Annotated in this window: 14 protein-coding genes and 1 riboswitch; all 14 genes read right to left on the reverse strand. The window is 70.4% G+C overall.

From position 1 onward, the window contains the following. Window positions 1-237: 237 nt before the first annotated feature. The 14 genes from ACFWNN_RS17585 to ACFWNN_RS17650 all read right to left on the reverse strand — a co-directional run bounded on the left by ACFWNN_RS17585 (window position 238) and on the right by ACFWNN_RS17650 (window position 18,058). The gene (locus ACFWNN_RS17585) at window positions 238-2,061 is read right to left on the reverse strand and encodes an ABC transporter ATP-binding protein (RefSeq protein WP_382440967.1); all 1,824 of its coding nucleotides are present in this window, start codon (window positions 2,059-2,061) and stop codon (window positions 238-240) included. Beyond that, a complete protein-coding gene (locus ACFWNN_RS17590; RefSeq protein ID WP_382441150.1) occupies window positions 2,058-3,788 on the reverse strand; it encodes an ABC transporter ATP-binding protein in 1,731 nt (576 codons plus the stop codon). The genes ACFWNN_RS17585 and ACFWNN_RS17590 overlap by 4 nt, the downstream gene beginning before the upstream one ends. 225 nt (window positions 3,789-4,013) lie before the next feature. Then, window positions 4,014-4,925, reverse strand: a complete 912-nt coding sequence (locus ACFWNN_RS17595; protein ID WP_382440968.1) for a ricin-type beta-trefoil lectin domain protein — start codon at window positions 4,923-4,925, stop codon at window positions 4,014-4,016. Between the two features lie 82 nt (window positions 4,926-5,007). Then, complete coding sequence (gene cobA / locus ACFWNN_RS17600) at window positions 5,008-6,216, reverse strand: uroporphyrinogen-III C-methyltransferase (RefSeq protein ID WP_382440969.1); 1,209 nt, start codon at window positions 6,214-6,216, stop codon at window positions 5,008-5,010. Window positions 6,217-6,267: 51 nt separating this feature from the next. After that, window positions 6,268-6,981: a PIG-L deacetylase family protein gene (locus tag ACFWNN_RS17605; RefSeq protein ID WP_382440970.1), complete on the reverse strand. Its 714-nt coding sequence runs from the start codon at window positions 6,979-6,981 to the stop codon at window positions 6,268-6,270. A gap of 51 nt (window positions 6,982-7,032) precedes the next feature. Continuing rightward, window positions 7,033-7,809, reverse strand: a complete 777-nt coding sequence (locus ACFWNN_RS17610; protein WP_382440971.1) for a S1 family peptidase — start codon at window positions 7,807-7,809, stop codon at window positions 7,033-7,035. 122 nt (window positions 7,810-7,931) lie between these two features. Then, entirely contained in the window at window positions 7,932-9,299 is a 1,368-nt protein-coding gene (locus ACFWNN_RS17615) for a M36 family metallopeptidase (RefSeq protein ID WP_382440972.1), read from the reverse strand. Window positions 9,300-9,400: 101 nt separating this feature from the next. Then, window positions 9,401-10,657 (reverse strand): cobalamin biosynthesis protein, encoded by a 1,257-nt coding sequence (locus tag ACFWNN_RS17620; RefSeq protein WP_382440973.1) that lies wholly within the window; start codon window positions 10,655-10,657, stop codon window positions 9,401-9,403. Continuing rightward, on the reverse strand, window positions 10,654-11,475 hold the full coding sequence (locus tag ACFWNN_RS17625; RefSeq protein WP_382440974.1) for a hypothetical protein: 822 nt from the start codon (window positions 11,473-11,475) through the stop codon (window positions 10,654-10,656). The genes ACFWNN_RS17620 and ACFWNN_RS17625 overlap by 4 nt, the downstream gene beginning before the upstream one ends. After that, window positions 11,475-12,494, reverse strand: coding sequence for an SAM-dependent methyltransferase (locus tag ACFWNN_RS17630; protein ID WP_382440975.1), 1,020 nt, complete (start codon window positions 12,492-12,494; stop codon window positions 11,475-11,477). The genes ACFWNN_RS17625 and ACFWNN_RS17630 overlap by 1 nt, the downstream gene beginning before the upstream one ends. A gap of 30 nt (window positions 12,495-12,524) precedes the next feature. Next, on the reverse strand, window positions 12,525-13,901 hold the full coding sequence (locus ACFWNN_RS17635) for a cobyrinate a,c-diamide synthase (RefSeq protein WP_382440976.1): 1,377 nt from the start codon (window positions 13,899-13,901) through the stop codon (window positions 12,525-12,527). 457 nt (window positions 13,902-14,358) lie between these two features. Next, complete coding sequence (gene cobO / locus ACFWNN_RS17640) at window positions 14,359-14,973, reverse strand: cob(I)yrinic acid a,c-diamide adenosyltransferase (protein ID WP_382440977.1); 615 nt, start codon at window positions 14,971-14,973, stop codon at window positions 14,359-14,361. Between the two features lie 13 nt (window positions 14,974-14,986). After that, window positions 14,987-16,897, reverse strand: a complete 1,911-nt coding sequence (locus tag ACFWNN_RS17645; protein ID WP_382440978.1) for a putative cobaltochelatase — start codon at window positions 16,895-16,897, stop codon at window positions 14,987-14,989. 35 nt (window positions 16,898-16,932) lie between these two features. Next, a riboswitch (cobalamin riboswitch) is annotated at window positions 16,933-17,067 on the reverse strand. A 28-nt stretch (window positions 17,068-17,095) separates the two neighbouring features. Further along, the gene (locus tag ACFWNN_RS17650; protein ID WP_382440979.1) at window positions 17,096-18,058 is read right to left on the reverse strand and encodes a threonine aldolase family protein; all 963 of its coding nucleotides are present in this window, start codon (window positions 18,056-18,058) and stop codon (window positions 17,096-17,098) included. Between the last annotated feature and the right edge of the window lie 6 nt (window positions 18,059-18,064).

Below are 18,064 nucleotides of genomic sequence, written 5' to 3' on the forward strand. Positions count from 1 at the left end.
CGCCGCGGTGTTCGCGGTGGCGAGGCCGTTCCACACTGCCGTGTGGGGTGCGCGGCGGCGGCGGGTTGTCCACAGATCGCCGAACGGAGGGTTGACACGGCTGCGGCGCCGCTAAATTTGAGGAGCTGGGGTGTGGTGGTCAGCCCCCTGGGTGGGCGGGGCCTCTCGCGGGCCTTTCGATTTGCTCGCGTCCTGTGCGGGCCGCTCCGCGCTGCACGCAGCGGCCCGCCGGGAGTCTCACACCTTTGCGGCGAACTGGGCTGAGTACAGGCGGTGGTAGGCGCCTTCCCTGGCCAGGAGTTCGTCGTGGGTGCCCTGTTCGACGATGTGGCCCGCCTCCATGACGAGGATCAGGTCGGCGTCGCGGATCGTGGACAACCGGTGCGCGATGACGAACGACGTGCGCGAGGAGCGCAGGGCCGCCATCGCGTGCTGCACCGAGGACTCGGTTCGGGTGTCGACCGAGCTGGTGGCCTCGTCGAGGATCAGCAGTGTCGGGTCGGACAGGAACGCGCGGGCGATGGTGAGCAGCTGTTTTTCGCCTGCCGAGACGTTCGAGCCCTCCTCGTCGATCACGGTGTCGTAGCCGTCGGGGAGGCAGCGGACGAAGCGGTCCACGTAGGTCGCGCGGGCCGCGGCGAGGATCTCGTCCTCGGTGGCGCCTGGTTTGCCGTAGGCGATGTTGTCGCGGATGGTGCCGCCGAACAGCCAGGTCTCCTGGAGCACCATGCTGGCCTGCGAGCGCAGGTCGGCGCGGCTCAGCGCGGTGATGTCGACGTCGTCGAGGGTGATGCGGCCGCCGCTCAGCTCGTAGAAGCGCATGATCAGGTTGACCAGGGTGGTCTTGCCCGCGCCGGTGGGGCCGACGATGGCGATCATCTGGCCCGGTTCGGCCACCAGGGACAGGTTCTCGATCAACGGCTTGGAGGGGTCGTAGGAGAAGGAGACGTTCTGGAACTCGACCTTGCCGCAGCGCCACGGGGGTGCGGCAGCGTCGGCCGGGTCCGGGAGTTGTTCGGGGGCGTCGAGGAGTTCGAAGACGCGTTCCGCGGAGGCCACGCCGGACTGGAGGAGGTTCGAGAGCGAGGCGGCCTGGGTGAGCGGCTGGGTGAACTGGCGCGAGTACTGGATGAACGCCGTGACCTCGCCCAGGGTCATCGAACCGGTCGTGATGCGCACGCCGCCGATCACGGCGATGGCGACGTAGCTGAGGTTCGACAGGAACATCATCGACGGCATGATCAGGCCCGAGACGAACTGCGCGCCGGCCGCCGCCTCGTAGAGCTGGGAGTTGCGGCGGCGGAACTCCGCCTCCGACTCGGCCTGGCGCCCGAACGCGGTCACGAGCTGGTGGCCGCTGAACGCTTCCTCGATGTGCGCGTTGAGTTCGCCTGTGTGCTTCCACTGCGCCACGAACTGCTTTTGCGCGCGCTTGCCGATCGCGCCGGTCAGGACGACGGAGAGCGGGATGACCAGCATCATGATCGCCGCCAGCAGCGGTGAGATCACGAACATCATCACAGTCACGCCGACGAGCGTGAGCAGGGCGGTGAGCAGCTGGCTCATCGTCTGCTGCATCGTGGTCGCGATGTTGTCGATGTCGTTGGTGACGCGGGAGAGCAGCTCGCCGCGCGGCTGGCCGTCGAAGTACTTCAGCGGCAGGCGGTGCAGCTTCTCCTCGACGCTCTCGCGCAGCCGGTACACCACGCGCTGCACGACGCCGTTCAGCAGCCGTCCCTGCAACCAGCTGAACAGCGACGAGAACACGAACAGGGCCAGCGCGAACCCCAGCACCCCTGCCAGGGCGCCGAAGTCGATGCCGGAGCCGCGCAGGCCGTTGAAGATGATGTCGGTCGCGTCGCCGAGGATCTTCGGCCCCACCACGGTGAACGCGATGCCGAGCACGCCGAGCGCCACGACGAAGACGAACGTGACGCGCTCGGGCTTCATCAGGCCGACGAGGCGCCGCCCGGACGCGCCGAAGTTCGACGCCTTGCTCACGGGGGCCTGCACGCCGAACCGGGCGGCGGGGCCCGCCGGTCGCTGGTCGCGGGTGGTCATGACGCTTCCTCCGGCGTGAGCTGGGAGTGGACGATCTCCAGGTACGTGGGACAGCTCGCCATCAGCTCGGTGTGCGTGCCGCGGCCGACGATCTCGCCGTTCTCCAGCACCAGGATCTGGTCGGCTTCGGCCACTGTGGACACCCGCTGCGCCACGACGATCACGGCCGCGTCGCGCGTGTAGGGACGCAGGGCCGCGCGCAACGCCGCGTCGGTGGCGAGGTCGAGCGCGGAGAACGAGTCGTCGAACAGGTAGACGTCCGGCCTGCGCACCAGCGCGCGGGCAATGGAGAGCCGTTGCCGCTGGCCTCCCGACAGGTTCGTGCCGCCCTGCGCGATCTTGGCGTCCAGCCCGCCCATCGCGGTCACGAAGTCGGTCGCCTGCGCGATGTCCAGCGCCGCCCACAGCCGGTCCTCGCCCGCGTCCTGGTCGCCGTGCAGCAGGTTCGACCGCACGGTGCCGGTGAAGAGGTAGGACTGTTGCGGCACGAGGCCGATCCTCGACCGCAACGCCTCGGGGTCCTGGGCCCGCACGTCCACGCCGCCGACCCGCACCTCCCCCGCCGTCACGTCGATCAACCGCGGGATCAGGCTCATCAACGTCGTCTTGCCCGACCCGGTGCTGCCGATGATCGCCGTGGTCTGCCCGGCCCCGACGGAGAACGACACGTGCTTCAGCACGGACGCGTCGGCACCGGGGTACCGGAACTCCGCGCCCTCGAAGGAAACCTCGCCACGGCCCGAGGAAGCGGCCACCGGCGACACGGGCGCGTGCACCGACGGTTCGGTCTCGACGACCTCCATGATCCGACCGGCGCTCACGGCCGCGCGCGGCACCATCGTCGAGATGAACGACGCCATCATCACGGACATCAGGATCTGCAACAGATAGGCGAGGAACGCGGTCAGCGCACCGACCTGCATCTCGCCGCCCGCCACGCGGTGCGCCCCGAACCACAGCACCGCGACGCTGGAGATGTTGAAGATCAGCGTGACCGTCGGGAAGATCATCGCCTGCAACCGTCCCGCCCGCAGGGCGATGTCGGTGAGCTGCGCGTTGGCGTCGGCGAACCGCTGGGTCTCGGACTTCTCCCGCACGAACGCCCGCACCACGCGCACGCCGGTGAGCTGTTCGCGCAGCACCCGGTTGACGTGGTCGACCCGCTCCTGCTGGCGGCGGAACAACGGCACCATCCGCACCGTGATCATCGCGACCGCGACGGCCAGCACCGGCACGCAGACCAGCAGCAGCCACGACAGCCCGACGTCCTCGCGCAACGCCATGATCACGCCCGCGACGGACATGATCGGCGCGGAGACGAACATCGTCGTCAGCATCACGACCAGCACCTGGACCTGCTGCACGTCGTTGGTGGTGCGGGTGATCAACGACGGCGCCCCGAAGCGCGCGACCTCCTGCGCCGAGAACGACCCGACCCGGTGGAACACCCCCGACCGCACGTCCCGCCCGAACGCCATCGCGGTGCGCGTTCCGTACCGGACCGCCACAATCGAACACGCGATCTGCACCAGCGAGACGGCGAGCATCCAGCCGCCCAGCCCGACGATGTAGGACGTGTCGCCCTTCGCGACGCCGTTGTCGATGATGTCGGCGTTGAGACTGGGCAGGTAGAGCGAAGCGATCGTGCCGATGAGCTGAAGCGTGACGACGATGGTCAGCTCTCGCTTGTACGGTCGGAGGTACGTGGTCAGCAGCCGGGTGAGCACCCGGTCCTCTCCCGGCCGTGCGGACGGCGCGCCGGGGTCGGGGCGGCTGGGCGCCGCGACGGTCTGGGCGGACACGGGGAGCTCCTCCGGGTCGAGTTCGGTGCCCCTCCAGTAAATAGACAAGAATCCTGATAGTCAAGATTTGTGACTAAATTGGGTGACCGCAGCAACGACGAAGGCCGCCCTCCCGGAGCGGGAGAGCGGCCTTCAGCCCAGGTCAGCGGGTCACTTCTTGGCCGCGGCCTTGAAGTTCCACTGCGCCGCGGTGCCGGAACAGGACGCCGCCGTCACCTTGCCGGACGCGTCGCGATAGCACTTGGTGTTGTACTGCATGTCCGAAATGGTCTTGTTCGGGTTGATCGACCACTGCTGAGCCGGCCCACCGTCGCACTTCTTCAGGACGACCTTGCCGGACGAGAGCGCGGTGCACAGCTGCGGCGAGCCCTGCTCCATGAACGCGCCGTGGAACTTGAACTGCTGGTTCGCCGCACCGGTGCAGGTGGCCGTGGTGAGCTGTGCGCCGGACGCTCCGCCCTGCAGGCACTTGCCGGTCGAGACGTTCTTGTACTCGCCGTTGGTGGTCTTGGGCTTCGCGCCGCCGTAGCACTCGCCGGTCGAGGTGTTGAAGATCGGCGTCGAGTCGACGGCCAGGTTCGACGGCGGATTGAGGATCGTCTCCTCCATCACCGGCTTGCCGTCGTCGTGGTAGTTCGTCAGCGCGTCCTCGCAGTCGATCGCGGCCATGGCGTTGCCGCCCTTGCCGCCGACCCACGCGTCGAAGTGCCACAGCTTCGGGCCGCCGTTGGGGCCGTTGCCGTTCCAGTCCTGCTCACAGGAGGAACACGAGTCCTCCATGATGAAGTACTTCTTGACCCGGGGGAAATAGATCTTCGTGCCCGGTTTGGCCTCTTTGCTGGACGTCGCGAACGTGATCGGGTCGTTCCACGTGCCCTTTCCGCCGGCCGTGTCGTGCAGCCCCGGATAAGCGATGTCACCGCCGGGGGGCGTGTTGTCCCACCAGCCGTAGAACGTCCAGAAGACCTGCTGGGAGGCCGGTGCCGCCATCGCGGGTGATGAAGCGAACAAACCGGACATCGCGAGCAAAATACCTGCCGCCAAAGACAGGGCGCGTTTCATGCGTGCCTCCGCACAAACCGGTGGACATAGGCGGCGTGAGAGCAGAGTCCACCGGTTGTGCGGCTTTTGTAAAGAAACTTATCTAACTATTTGCGGAAGCAATGTCGGTGACCGGACCGACCACGATGATCGCCGGCGGGCGAATCTCGTGGGCCTTCACGTCGGCGCCCAGGGCGTCCAAAGTGGACTTCAGAACGCGCTGAGATGCCGTGCTGCCCTCCTGGATGACGGCGACGGGCGTGGAACCCGGCCGCCCCTCCATCAACGCCGTGGCGAACGCACCGGCGCGTTCGACCGCCATCATCAGCACGACGGTGCCGTTGAGGCGCGCGATCGCGGACCAGTCCACGAGCGAGCGCGGGTCGTCCGGCGCCACGTGCCCGGAGACGACGACGACCTCGTGCGCCACACCTCGGTGCGTGACAGGCACTCCGGCCAACGCGGGCACACCGAACGCCGACGTCACGCCCGGCACCACGGTCACCGGGATCCCGGCCTCCGCGCACGCCAGCAGCTCCTCGAAGCCGCGCCCGAAGACGTACGGGTCGCCGCCCTTGAGCCGGACGACGAACTTCCCCTCCTTGGCGCGGTCGATCAGCGTCTGGTTGATGAACTCCTGCGTGGCCGCGCGCCCGTACGGGATCTTCGCCGCGTCCACCACCTCGACGTGCGCGGGCAGCTCCTCGAGCAGCTCGCGCGGCGCCAGCCGGTCGGCCACCACGACGTCCGCGTGCGCCAGCAAACGCTTGCCCTGCACCGTGATCAGCTCGGGGTCGCCGGGGCCTCCGCCGACCAGGGCCACGCCCACGGGCGGTGCGGCCTGGTCCGCGATGCGGCCGTCGCGCAACGCCGCCACGAGCCCGTCGCGCACGGACGCCGACCGGCGGTGCTCCCCACCGGCCAGCACGCCGATGAGCATGCCGTCGTGCATGCCGCTCGCCGGCGTCACGGCCGTGCCCTCGACGGCGATGTCCGCGCGCACGCAGAACACCCGCTGCGCCAGGGCTTCCTCACTGATCTGCGTGTTCACCTCGACGTCGGACGTGCAGGCCAGCACGTACCAGGCACCCTCGACGTCGCCCGCCTCGAACAGCCTCTCGTGCCAGGTCAGCTCCCCCGCGTCGACCATGCCCTGGACGGAGGGGGTGACGGACGGCGACACGAGCTCGACGGCGGCGCCGGACGCGATCAGGCGGGGCAGGCGGCGCTGCGCGACCGTGCCACCGCCGACCACGAGGACGCGCCGGCCCCGGAGATCGAGGCCGGCCAGGTAGTGCTGTTCAAAGGGCATGCGTAGAAGCATCCACACCGGACCCGCCGTGTCCAGCCGAAGGGAACATGGTCACAGCGCGAGCAGCTCGAAAGAGGTGGCCAGGACGCCGCCGAACCGCTTGCCGACGTTCTCGGCCATCGAACGGAGGAACGGCTCGGGGTCGGCCATGTCGCCGCTCAACGCCTCCAGATAAGCCTTGTGCGCGCGCAGAGACGCCACGGAGGCGTCGAACGAGTCGGTGATGTCCACGGCGTGCGTCGACAACGGCGAGGACGCCGCCGCCACGTACCGCACGCCTTCCCACTTCTCCAGCCCCAGCTCCGGGAAGATCCACCGGTTGCCCGCGTCGCGCACGGCGTCGACGGTGGCGCGGCCTACGGCGATGTGGTCGGCCATGTTCAGGCCACCGCCGGGCCAGGTCTCGCGGTAGTTCCCGGTGATCACGAACTCGGGCTTGTGACGGCGGATGGCGGACGCGATGTCGCGCCGCAACGGGACGCCGTACTCGATCGTGCCGTCCGGGTGGTCCAGGAACTCGACGTCGGTCACGCCGACGGCCGCGCACGACGCGATCTGCTCCTCGACCCGCAACGGCGCGCAGGCAGCCGGTTCCATCGAGTCGATGCCGTTCTCGCCACGGCACGCGAGCACGTACGCGATCTTCTTGCCTTGGGCTGTCCACCGCGCGATCGCGCCCGCACCGCCGTACTCCATGTCATCGGGATGAGCGACGACGACCAGCGCGCTCGCCCAGTCTTCGGGCACAGGTTCCAGATCAGACATGCGTGCAGGGTGCGCGCAGCAGCACGCACCCTGCAACTGACGAACGACTGCTTACAGCTGAGCCGTGATCACCGTGTTGTACGTGGCGATCCGGCCGTACACGCCGGGGTAGCCGGCACCGGCGCAGCCGCGGCCCCACGAGGTGTCACCGATGAGCTTGCCGCCGTAGACCAGCGGGCCACCGGAGTCGCCCTGGCAGGTGTCGGTGCCGCCCTGCGGGAAGCCCGCGCACACCATGGAGCTGTTGCTGTACTGCGGGTACGCCGTGCGGCAGGTCGCGTCGGACGTCAGCGGCACGTTGGCCTTGAGCAGGTAGCGCGACGCGGAACCACCCGAGGAGGTGGTGCCCCAGCCGAGGATCAGCGCGGAGTTGCCGGCCGCGTAGAGCGCGGTGTCGGCCGTCGTGGCGAGCGGCAGGGTGGCCGAGTTGATGTTGCGGTCGAGCGTCAGCACGGCCACGTCGAAGCCGGCCGTCGCGGAGCGGTAGCTCGGGTGCACCCAGATGCGGGTGACGCTCGCGACCGTGCCCGCGGTGCTCTGCTTGTCGTCACGTCCGTGCACGACGCGCGTGCTGGACGCGGAACGACCGGAGACGCAGTGCGCGGCGGTGACGACCTTGTTGGCCTTCACCAGCGTTCCGCCGCAGAACTGCGAACCCGAGGTCGACGCCAGGTAGACGACCCACGGGTAGGTAGCGGTGCTCGCCCGCGTGCCGCCGACGATCATCGGCGACACGTCGGACGCGTTGGCAGGAGGAGCGACGAAGAAGATGCTCGCGAACGCGGTCACCGCGATGGACACGATCAGGCGACGCAGGGTTTTCGCCATGGTGCCAGTCCTTCCCTTGACGCTGTGTGTGCAGGGTGTGAAGCACGGCACACACAGCGTCAGGGTCGGAGATTCGGCGGCGTAACCGCCATTAGTCGGACATGTCCGACTTCACCGTTGACTCAGGCGATGCCGCGGGCCGTGAACGCGGCCTTGACCGTGGCGGCGTCCGCGTCGCCGTAGAGCTTCTTGGCGGTGGCGACCGTCGCGGCGGCGGCCTGGGAGAACGTGGTCGACGGCGTGTAGGAGAACTGCGCCTCCAGCACGATCTTCGCCGCCTTGTCCCGGCCGAACGCCTTGTAGACGTCGAACAGGGCGCGCGACCAGATCTGGCCGTCGAAGTGGACCTCGTTCTGGCGCTGGCTGACCGTCAGGTTCGTGTCGGTGCGGCGCAGGCAGTGCGGCGTATCGGTCGTGTACGCCGTGGCGTCCCAGTCCATGATGCACGCCAACGGCGTCGTGGCCGTGTCCTTCGCGTCGCGAGAGGACATGATCAACGCCCACCAGTCGCCGAAGCCCTCGCCGATCGAGCCGCCGTCGAGCGACGAGCCGAAGCCCGGCACCTGGGCGTCCTGGATGGCGTGGCCGAGCTCGTGCCAGACGACCTCGACGTCCTCGGCGTCGTCGACACCGCCGGTGCCGAACGTGATCTGGTCCTTGCTCGGGTCGTAGAACGAGTTGTCCTCGGTGAGGCCGAGCGTGGTGATCTTCTGAGACTCGTTGTTGATGTTCGTGAAGCCGAGGCTCTGGATGTACTTCTGCGCCTCGGTCACGCCCCAGTAGGCGTTGACCTGTTCGAAGAGGTCGTTCGCGCGGGTGTAGTTGAACTGGTTGTTCTTGTTGTACGCCAGCTTGCTCTTGGCGCCGGTCAGCTGGGCGTAGTTGCCCTTGAGGTAGCCGGAACCGTCCAGGTTGGACAGCGTGACCGACTTGTACGCGGCGGCGGGCACGGCCGAGTCGGCGTCGTTGTTGTCCTTGAGGTTCTGGTTCTGCTGCGACGACACGGGGTTCGGGCTGAACACCTTGCCAGTGCCGTTGGCGTGCTTGACCAGGCTCTCGGTCTTCACGACCGCGCCGGACTCCGCGTGCACGAGGGTGCGTTCGGAACCCTTGCCGTGGTCGGAGATCACCTCGTAGACGAGCCCGGTGCCGGGCAGCACCTTGAGGTTCGCGGCCTCCGGCGTGGCGGTCTTGGCCTTGGCGTCCTCCGCGGTGATGGCGGGCGTGACGTCGATGGCGCCGACCTGCAGCCGGCCGTCGTCGACGGTCTTCGCGCCGGTCGCCTTGTCGACGTGCTCGACGTAGTAGGCGCCCAGCACGGGTTTCCCGTCGAACGTCTGCTCGTACCAGGTGTGCGTGGCGGTCAGCGAGTCGCGGACGGCCAGCAGGCGCAGGCCTTCCTTGGGCGCGGCGGCCTGGGCGTTGATCGTCAGCAGGGACAGTGCGACGCCGGCGGTGCAGGCGACAGCAACAAGACGACGGGCTCTCATGCCGGTCTCCAGTGCTTCGGGCCCGGTGCAGGGTGGGCCGTGTGCATGGCGACGCTAATCAAGAAAACTTCGTTGCTGACCCTACTAAAGAAGGAAAAACGTCAGCTTTCCCAGACTCCGGGAACAACAATTACGTCGGCTTCGACCGTAATGTCCAGCGTTGGCCCGGTTCCGAATGCGACGAACGCGACGGCCGCCCCCTGAGCGGCCAAATCGCACGCGCCGTCGTGCCGAACTTCCGTGCCGGCGCGCAGAAGCGGGCTCACCGCGTCGATCGCGTCCTTCGTCCCGACGACGTACGCGGCGCGCCGGATCTCCGCTTCCGCACGGGGTGTCCGTTGCTCCGCGGGCCCCGGCCCGAGCCCGACGAGCGCGAGCCGGCCGCGTGGCAGCACCCGCGCCGCGGCGACGGTCACGTTGTCCCGCTTGAACTTCTCGGCCGCCAGCTCCACCGGCCCGCCGTGCCCGAGACTCCGCGCGCCCTTGATCGCGGCCGCCTCGGCGACGCTCGCGGTGCCCATCGAGTTGCGCACGACCGAGCTCGGGTTCGGCACGTCGATCTCCGCGAGCTCCTCGGTCGGGAACGTCAGCAGCTCGGCGGTGTCCCCGTGCCAGAAACCCCAGTCCTCCACGGCGTCCACGATGCCGGGTTCGTCCGCCTTGTTGTCCGCCGTCGCGAACGCCTTGATGGCCCTCAGGTCCAGGCCACCGGTGGCGTCCAGTTCGGACAGTGCCGCCCCCACGCTGGTGGCCGACGCGCCCCGCGTCGAGCCGACTCCGACGACGAGCGTGCGCGGCACGATCCGCAGCACGTGCTCCTTGCTCGCCCCGGCCCGGTCGTCGACGACGATCACCCAGGTCGCGTCCTCACCACCCGGCACGACGTTGGGCGGCAGCGCGGGCAACGGGAAGTTCAACGGGTTGCGCAGCACGACCTTCTCGCCGGCCTCGATGGCGGCGGTGCACCCCGCGACGTCGCCGTCTGCGGTGGCGTCGAGCTGCTCGACGAGTTCGTCCAGCATGGAGTCGATGGACGGCCCGGTCGTCACCACGGCGGTGCGGTTGAGCAGGTCGGCGACGTGCCGCGTGAAGACGTCGGCGTCACCGGCCAGTCCGACGACGAAGTGCTGGTCGACGCAGACCACGGCGGGGTCGGACCGCTTGTCGCGCAGGAGGGGCGCGACCAGGCGGACGGCGGTGGCGGCGTCGAGGAAGAGGACGACGGCGCCGAGGCGGGGCCAGAGGCTGCGCACGGCGGGCTTGACCGGCCCGTCGGGGACGACGGCGTCGGCGCCGAGGAGGCCGGCCAGGTCGGCGGCGTCACCGCGCTGGGCGGGACCCGCGAACACTCCGATCACTTCTTCGTGCCCCACAAGAGCGTCACCGGGACGGCCGGAGCGAAGCCCGAGTCCAGCAGGCGCGACGCGGTCCAGTGGACGCCCTCCACCTCGTACCCGGCCGCCGCCAGCGCGTCCCGCGCGGGCACGATCTCGTCCACGCTCTCCGTCGCCACCACGACCCGCTTCGCCGAGGCGGCGGCGGAGGCCTTCACCGCGCTCAGGTCGCCGCGCCCCACGAACACCGCGTCCGGCTTCGGCAGGGAGGGTGCGTCCAGTTCCGACTCCTCGACCCGGACGTCGACGCCGTGTGCCGAGGCGTTCGCGATGATGCGCACGCACTGCACCGGGTCCGGTTCGACGGCGATCACGGCGGCGCCCAGCCGGGCGCACTCCACGCCCACCGCGCCGGAGCCCGCCAGGACGTCCCACACCAGCACGCCGGGGCGTGGGGCGAGGCGGGCCAGCACGAAGGCGCGGACCTCGGCGCCGAGCACGTGGGTCCGGGTGGCGAACGAGTCGTCGGGCAGTGCCCAGCCGTCGCGGGACTGGAGGAACTCGTTGTCCGCCAGGCACAGCACGGCGGTCGGGGCGGTCCAGCGGCGGGTGACGGCGTCGCGCGGGTCGATCGGGATCAGCTCGTCGCCGTCCTGCACGGTCAGGCTCCGGCGCCAGCCCGCCAGGCCCGCGCCGATCTCGGCCGGGCCGATGCCGTCGGCGAGTTTCACGATGACGGTCGAGTGGGCCCGGCACACGTTGAGCGCGGGGCGGAGGCCGTCCGCAGCGTCGACGATCTCGGCGGGGCGGGCGGCTGCCGTCTGCAGCTTGTCGAGCGACATCAGTTAGCTGACCGCTTGGGCTTGCGGACCGGCTTCTTGGGGCGTGCCGTGGAGGCGTTGACGGTCGGCGGCTTCGGCTTCTCGGCCGCGACGACGGTCAGCTTCGGCTTCGGGGCCGGCTCTTCCGCGGGCTTGCGGACGGACTGCTGTATTTCCTCGACCGCCGTCCACGCCGGGTTCGACTCGGCGGCCGGGGTGGCGGTGGCGGGGATGGGCTCGTCCACGCGCGTCGCGATGCGGGAGGCGGCGCGGCGCGACCAGCGGGTCGGGCGGGCGGCGCGCAGCGGTTCCTCGACGGACGCGGTGGCCGTGGCCGAGACGCGGCGGGTCGGGGCCTTCACGGCCGCGCCGACCAGGAAGAGCGTGGGGCGGTACAGCTTGTGCTGCTTCACGACCGACTCCAGCGCGCCGACCGTGGTGTGCACGACGACCTCGTCGGCCTGGCTCACCTTGTACGCGACGACGACCGGGGTGTCCTCGGTGTAGCCGCCCTCCAGCAGCTTCTCCACGAACTGGCCGGTGCGCGCGCCCGAGACCGTGGCGGCCATCGTCGTCTGCAACGCGGCGAACTCCTGGACGCGCTCGCTGCTGTCCGGCGAGATCAGCACGGTCGAGGACGCCTCGGTCGCGGTGAGCTCGCGGCCGATCTTCGCGGCCGCGGCGGCGACGACGGACACGCCCGGCACGACCTCGACCTCGAGGCCGAGGCGCACGCACAGGTCGTGCTGGTCCTGCACTCCCCCGCCGGTCGCGGCGTCACCGGCGTGCAGACGCACGACGACCTGGCGCGACGCGGCGGCGCGGCGGTACAGGTCGGTGATCTCCTCCTGCGTGACGCGCGAGAAGTCGACCAGGTCCGCGTCGGCACGCGCGTGCTCGCGAACGCACTCGACGTCCACGGCGCTCGGAGCCCAGATGACGACGTCGGCCTCCGCGATGCGGCGCGCGCCGCGGAGAGTGATGAGGTCGGCGGCACCGGGACCGGCGCCGACGAAGGAGACCCGACCGGTCGTCGTCACGACAGCTCCACAGGGGGTTTGGGGAGAGGCTTAAGCGTTGACCGTACCGTCTGCCACTCCGGCCACGAACGGGTGGCAGGCCCGCACGAACCGGGCCACCGCTTCCGGATCACCGGCCGGGTGCGTGTGGAGGTACGACGCGTGCACGCCGCCCACCGCGAAACCCTCGGCGACAGGCCGTGAGTCGACGCCGCGCCAGTGCCACGCGGGCGGGTCCGAGTGCGGTGTGGACAGCTGCGTGCGGTGGAACTCGTGGCCGGTCACGCGGCTGCCGGGGGTGTGCAGCGGCGAGCCCGCGGACGCCACCGCGTCCCGATAACCCAAGGTCAACTTCGGTGTCATGAACCCCTCGGCGTCGAGCACGCCGCACATCGGGTGCCCGTCGAGCGACCGCGCGAGGTACAGCAACCCTCCGCACTCGGCGTGCACCGGCGCACCCGATCGAGCGAACCGAGCGACCGCCGCGCGCAACTTCGCGTTGGCCGACAGGGCTTCCGCGTGCTGCTCCGGAAACCCACCCGGCAACACCAGCCCGGCCGTGCCCTCCGGCAGTTCCTCGTCGTGCAGCGGATCGAGCACCGCCACGGCCGCGCCCGCCGCCTTCAGCACCTCGACGTGCTCGGCGTACCCGAACGTGAACGCGGCACCACCGGCGACCGCGACCACGGGCTCGTCCGGGATGCGTTCGACCTGCGGTTCCCACTGCGCCACGGCCATCGCGGGCACCGAGGACGCGAGCCGGCGGACAGCGTCGAGATCCACGTGCTTGGCCACGGCGGCGGCGATCGCGTCCACCGCGGCGACGGCCTCCGCACCGTGCTCGGCCGCCGTCACGAGCCCCAAGTGCCGTGAGGGCAAGGAGAACTGCGGATCGCGCGGCAGCACCCCGAGCACGTCGAGGCCCACCTCGTCGCACGCCGACCGCAGCACCTGCTCGTGCCGTTCCGACCCGACCTGGTTGAGGATCACGCCGCCGAGCCGGACCGTCGGGTCGTAGCCGCGGAACCCGTGCAGCAACGCGGCCAGCGACCGGCTCTGCCCGCGCGCGTCCACGACGAACAGCACGGGGGCGTTGATCAGCTTGGCGACGTGCGCGGTCGAGCCGATGCCGGCGGTGTCGATGCGGCCGTCGAACAACCCCATCACGCCCTCGACCACGGCGATGTCGGTGCCCTTGGCGCCGTGCGCGAACAGACTCGGGATGCGGTGTTCGCCGACCATGACCGGGTCGAGGTTGCGGCCGGGGCGGCCGGTCGCGAGGGAGTGGTAGCCGGGGTCGATGTAGTCGGGGCCGACCTTGAACGGCGCGACCCGCGAGCCGTTGCGGCGCAACGCGGCCATGAGCCCGGTCGCGACGGTGGTCTTGCCGCTGCCGGACGCGGGGGCGGCGATGACGAGCCGGTTCACCACGGCGCACCCCGCTGCCCGCAAGCCGGGGCGGTGGTGAACGGACCGCTCACCACTCGACTCTCACGCCGGTCGGAAGCCAAGTCCGCGAACGGTCCACTCACCATCCGGCTCCCGCGCTGTTGGGAAGCCAAGTCCGTGAACGGACCGCTCACCACCCGACTCGCACGCCAGTCGGAAGCCAAGTCCGCGAACGGTCCACTCACCATCCGGCTCCCGCGCTGTTGGGAAGCCAAGTCCGTGAACGGACCGCTCACCACCCGACTCGCACGCCAGTCGGAAGCCAAGTCCGCGAACGGTCCACTCACCATCCGGCTCCCGCGCTGTTGGGAAGCCAGGTCCGTGAACGGACCGTTCGCCACCCAACTCCCGCGCTGCTCGGAAGCGAAGGCCGTGAACGGTCCACTCACAGCCCGGCCCCCACACCGCCCAGAAGCCAGCCTCGCGAACAGCCCACTCACCACTCGATCCCCCGCTGCCCCTTCTGCCCGGCGTCCATCGGGTGCTTGACCTTCGTCATCTCCACCACGAGGTCCGCCGCGTCGGCCAACCGCTGCGGCGCGTACCGGCCGGTGATCACCACGTGCTGGTGGCCGGGGCGGCTGACCAGCGCGTCCACCACCTCGTCCACGTCGATCCACCCCCAGTGCAGCGGGTAGGTGAACTCGTCCAGCACGTAGAACCCGTGCCGTTCCGACGCCAGCCTGCGGGCGATCTCCGCCCAGCCCTCACGGGCGGCGGAGGCGTGGTCGTCCTCGGTGCCCTGCTTGCGGGTCCAGGACCAGCCCTCGCCCATCTTGTGCCACTCGACGGCGCCGCCCTCGCCGGTCTCGTCGTGCAGCCGGCCGAGCGCCTTGAACGCGGACTCCTCGCCCACCTTCCACTTGGCGGACTTCACGAACTGGAACACGCCGATGTCCCAGCCCTGGTTCCAGCCGCGCAGCGCCATGCCGAACGCCGACGTCGACTTCCCCTTCATCTCGCCGGTGTGCAGCATCAGCAACGGGCGGTTGCGGCGCTGCCGGGTGGTCAGGCCGTCTTTCGGGACCTCGGTGGGTTGTCCTTGGGGCACTGGGGTTTCTCCTTCACGCGGCCCGGACGACGCCGGCGAGGTGGTCGGCGGACAGCTGGTCGAGCCGCACGCAGGTGCCCTGCAGCGCGTCCGCGATCTTCGCCGCCAGGCCCAGGCGCACGTGGCCCTGTTCGCAGTCGACGACCACGACGGCGGTCTGCTCCAGCAGGCCGGCGGCCTTCAGGGCGTCCTTGGTCGGGTCGCCGCCGAGGCCGGACGACGTCGCCCGGCCGTCCGTCAGCAGCACGACCAGAGGCCGCTTCCGCGGGTCCCGCAGCCGTTCGATCTCCAGCACGCGGTGCGCCTTCAAAAGCCCGTCGGCCAACGGCGTGCGGCCGCCGGTGCGCATCTTCTTCAGCCGGGTCGCCGCGGCGTCGACGGACGTCGTCGGGGGCAGGGCGACCTCGGCGGTCTGCCCGCGGAACGTCACCACGCCCACCTTGTCCCGGCGCTGGTAGGCGTCGCGCAGCAACGAGATCACCGCGCCGCTCACCGCCGACATCCGCTTCTGCGCGGCCATCGAGCCGGAGACGTCGACGACGAACAGCACCAGGTTCGACTCCTTGCCCTCCCGCACGGCCTTGCGCAGATCGGCGGCGGTCAACACCAACCCGGGACCGGTGCGGCCGCGCGCGGCCTGGTGCGGCGCGGCGTTCGCCAGCGTGTCGACCAGGTGCAGGCCGTTTCCGTCCACTGTGGACGAGCGGACGATCCGGCCGGTGCGGGCACGGGCGCGGGAACGCTTGCCCGGCGCGCCTTCCCCGACCCCGGGGACCTCCAGCAGCCGCGCCTTGAAAGCGGGCGCGGGCTCCGGTGCCGGACGGTCGGCCGGTGCGTTCCCGTTGCCCTTCGGGCCTTCCTGGGGTTCGGGCAGCTCGCCACCGCCGGGACCGTCGTCGTCCGGGCCCTCGTCGCCGGAAGGATCGGAAGCGTGCTCGGCGGCCTGCTTCATCGCGTCCTCGAGCTGCTGCTCCTCGATGCCGGGCTCGTCGAACGGGTCGCGGCGGCGCCGGTGCGGCAACGCGAGCCGGACGGCGGTCTCGACGTCTGTCTCCTCGACGGCGCCGGCGCCCCGCCACGCCGCGTGGGCGATCGCGGCACGGGCGACCACGAGGTCCGCGCGCATGCCGTCGACCTCGAAAGCCGCGCAGACGGCGGCGATCCGGCGCAGCTCACCGTCCGGAAGGGACACTCCGGCCAACCGCGACCGGGCGTCGGTGATCTGCTGCTTCAGCTGCGAGTCCTCGTCGGCCCACCGCGCGGCGAACCCGGCCGGGTCGGCCTCGTAGGCGAGCCGGCGGCGGATCACCTCGGTGCGCACGGCCACGTCGCGCGCGGCCTTCACCGCGACGGTCAGCCCGAACCGGTCGAGCAGCTGCGGCCGCAGCTCGCCCTCCTCGGGGTTCATCGTGCCGACCAGCAGGAACTGCGACGGGTGCGACACCGACACGCCCTCGCGTTCGACGTGCGCGCGCCCCATCGCGGCGGCGTCGAGCAGCAGGTCGACCAGGTGGTCGTGCAGCAGGTTGACCTCGTCGACGTAGAGCACGCCCCGGTGCGCGGCCGCCAGCAGTCCGGGCTGGAACGCCCGGACGCCCTCGGTCAGCGCCTTCTCCAGGTCGAGCGACCCGACGAGCCGGTCCTCGGTCGCGCCGACGGGCAGTTCGACCAGCCGCGCTGGCCGTCGCTCCACCCCGTCGTGGGGCGCGTCGGGGCAGTCGGCGGTCCCCGGCGCGCAGCCGAACCGGCAGCCGGCCGAGATGTCGAGCTCGGGCAGCAACGCGGCGAGGGCGCGCACGATGGTCGACTTCGCGGTCCCCTTCTCACCTCGGACGAGCACGCCGCCGATGCCGGGGTGCACGGCGTTCAGCAGCAGGGCGAGCCGGAGGTCGTCATGGCCGACGACAGCCGAAAACGGGAACATGCTCGGCGAAGTCCTTCCTCGGGTGTCCACGCCCGCGGTCAGGTGAAGAGGGGGACGAGTTCCTGACTTCCGGCGTCCAAAACCGGTCACAGTCGCGGGACGGCGCCGGAGTCACACCGGCTTCCTCGCACTCCCCTCACAGCCCCGGCATCGTCGCATTTCGCAAGGCCGGGTCCAACAGCCAGGTGAGCGACGTCGCTAGATCGACTCCAGAAACTCGGTCCACGCCGCCTTGACCTCGTCCGCCGTCCACTCCAGCGCGGGCCCGGCCACGGTCACCTCGGTCTTGGCGAGCGGTCCGTCCGGCCAGAACCCGCCGAGGAACTTCCCGCCCACCTCCTTCAGCCTGGCCGGGTCGCCGGGCAGATGCAGCGCGAACTGGTGCGTGTGAGGTTCGGGCTGGTCCATCGCGGCGGCGACGACCTTGGCGTGCGCGACGTACGAACCCAGGCGAGGCAACACCGTGTCCAGGCCGTGCAACGCGGACAACGCGGCGGGCCACTGCTGGAACACCATGCCGCCGTACCGGTGCCGCCAGACCCGTGCCTGCTCGACGAAGTCGTGGCTCCCCGCCAGCGCCGCGCCCGAAATGCCTTCGAGGGACTTGTAGAACGAGACGTAGACCGAGTCGAAGAGGCCGGCGATCTCGGGCAACGACCTGCCCAGCCCGAAGGTGCTCTCCCACAGCCGCGCGCCGTCGAGGTGCACGACCGCGTCCCGTTCGCGGGCCGCCTCTACCACCGCCACGAGCTCGTCCCAGGTCGGCAGGACGAACCCGGCCTCACGGTCCGGCACCTCCAGCAGCAGCGTCCCGAACGGCTCGGGGCACGTGCCGACGTCGTCGTTGCGCACCTTGATCGGCCGCAGCCCGGACAGCACGGTCAGCGCGTCGTCCTCGTGGTTCAACGGGTGCGCTCGCGGGTGCATCGCGACGATCGGGTTGTGCGTGCGGTCCGCCCAGCAGCGCAACGCGATCTGCTGCGCCATCGTGCCGGTCGGCACGAACAGCGCGGCCTCGGTGCCCAGCAACGCGGCGACCCGCTCCTCCAGCGCGCCCACCGGGCCGCCGTCGCCGTAGCGGTCGGGGTCGACGTCCGGCACCGGGCCGAGCGACTCCAGCAACGTCTTCTTGCGGACTCCGGAGAGCTGTCGGTTCAACACCCCAGC

The sequence above is a fragment of the Lentzea sp. NPDC058450 genome, assembly GCF_042721395.1.
Taxonomy (GTDB): Bacteria; Actinomycetota; Actinomycetes; order Mycobacteriales; family Pseudonocardiaceae; genus Lentzea.

Excerpts from the sequence above, each read along its gene's own strand:
- ACFWNN_RS17585 (WP_382440967.1), bottom strand. The coding sequence starts at position 2,061 with ATGACCACCCGCGACCAGCGACCGGCGGGCCCCGCCGCCCGGTTCGGC.
- ACFWNN_RS17595 (WP_382440968.1), bottom strand. The coding sequence starts at position 4,925 with ATGAAACGCGCCCTGTCTTTGGCGGCAGGTATTTTGCTCGCGATGTCC.
- cobA (WP_382440969.1), bottom strand. The coding sequence starts at position 6,216 with ATGCCCTTTGAACAGCACTACCTGGCCGGCCTCGATCTCCGGGGCCGG.
- ACFWNN_RS17605 (WP_382440970.1), bottom strand. The coding sequence starts at position 6,981 with ATGTCTGATCTGGAACCTGTGCCCGAAGACTGGGCGAGCGCGCTGGTC.
- ACFWNN_RS17610 (WP_382440971.1), bottom strand. The coding sequence starts at position 7,809 with ATGGCGAAAACCCTGCGTCGCCTGATCGTGTCCATCGCGGTGACCGCG.
- ACFWNN_RS17615 (WP_382440972.1), bottom strand. The coding sequence starts at position 9,299 with ATGAGAGCCCGTCGTCTTGTTGCTGTCGCCTGCACCGCCGGCGTCGCA.
- ACFWNN_RS17625 (WP_382440974.1), bottom strand. The coding sequence starts at position 11,475 with ATGTCGCTCGACAAGCTGCAGACGGCAGCCGCCCGCCCCGCCGAGATC.
- ACFWNN_RS17645 (WP_382440978.1), bottom strand. The coding sequence starts at position 16,897 with ATGTTCCCGTTTTCGGCTGTCGTCGGCCATGACGACCTCCGGCTCGCC.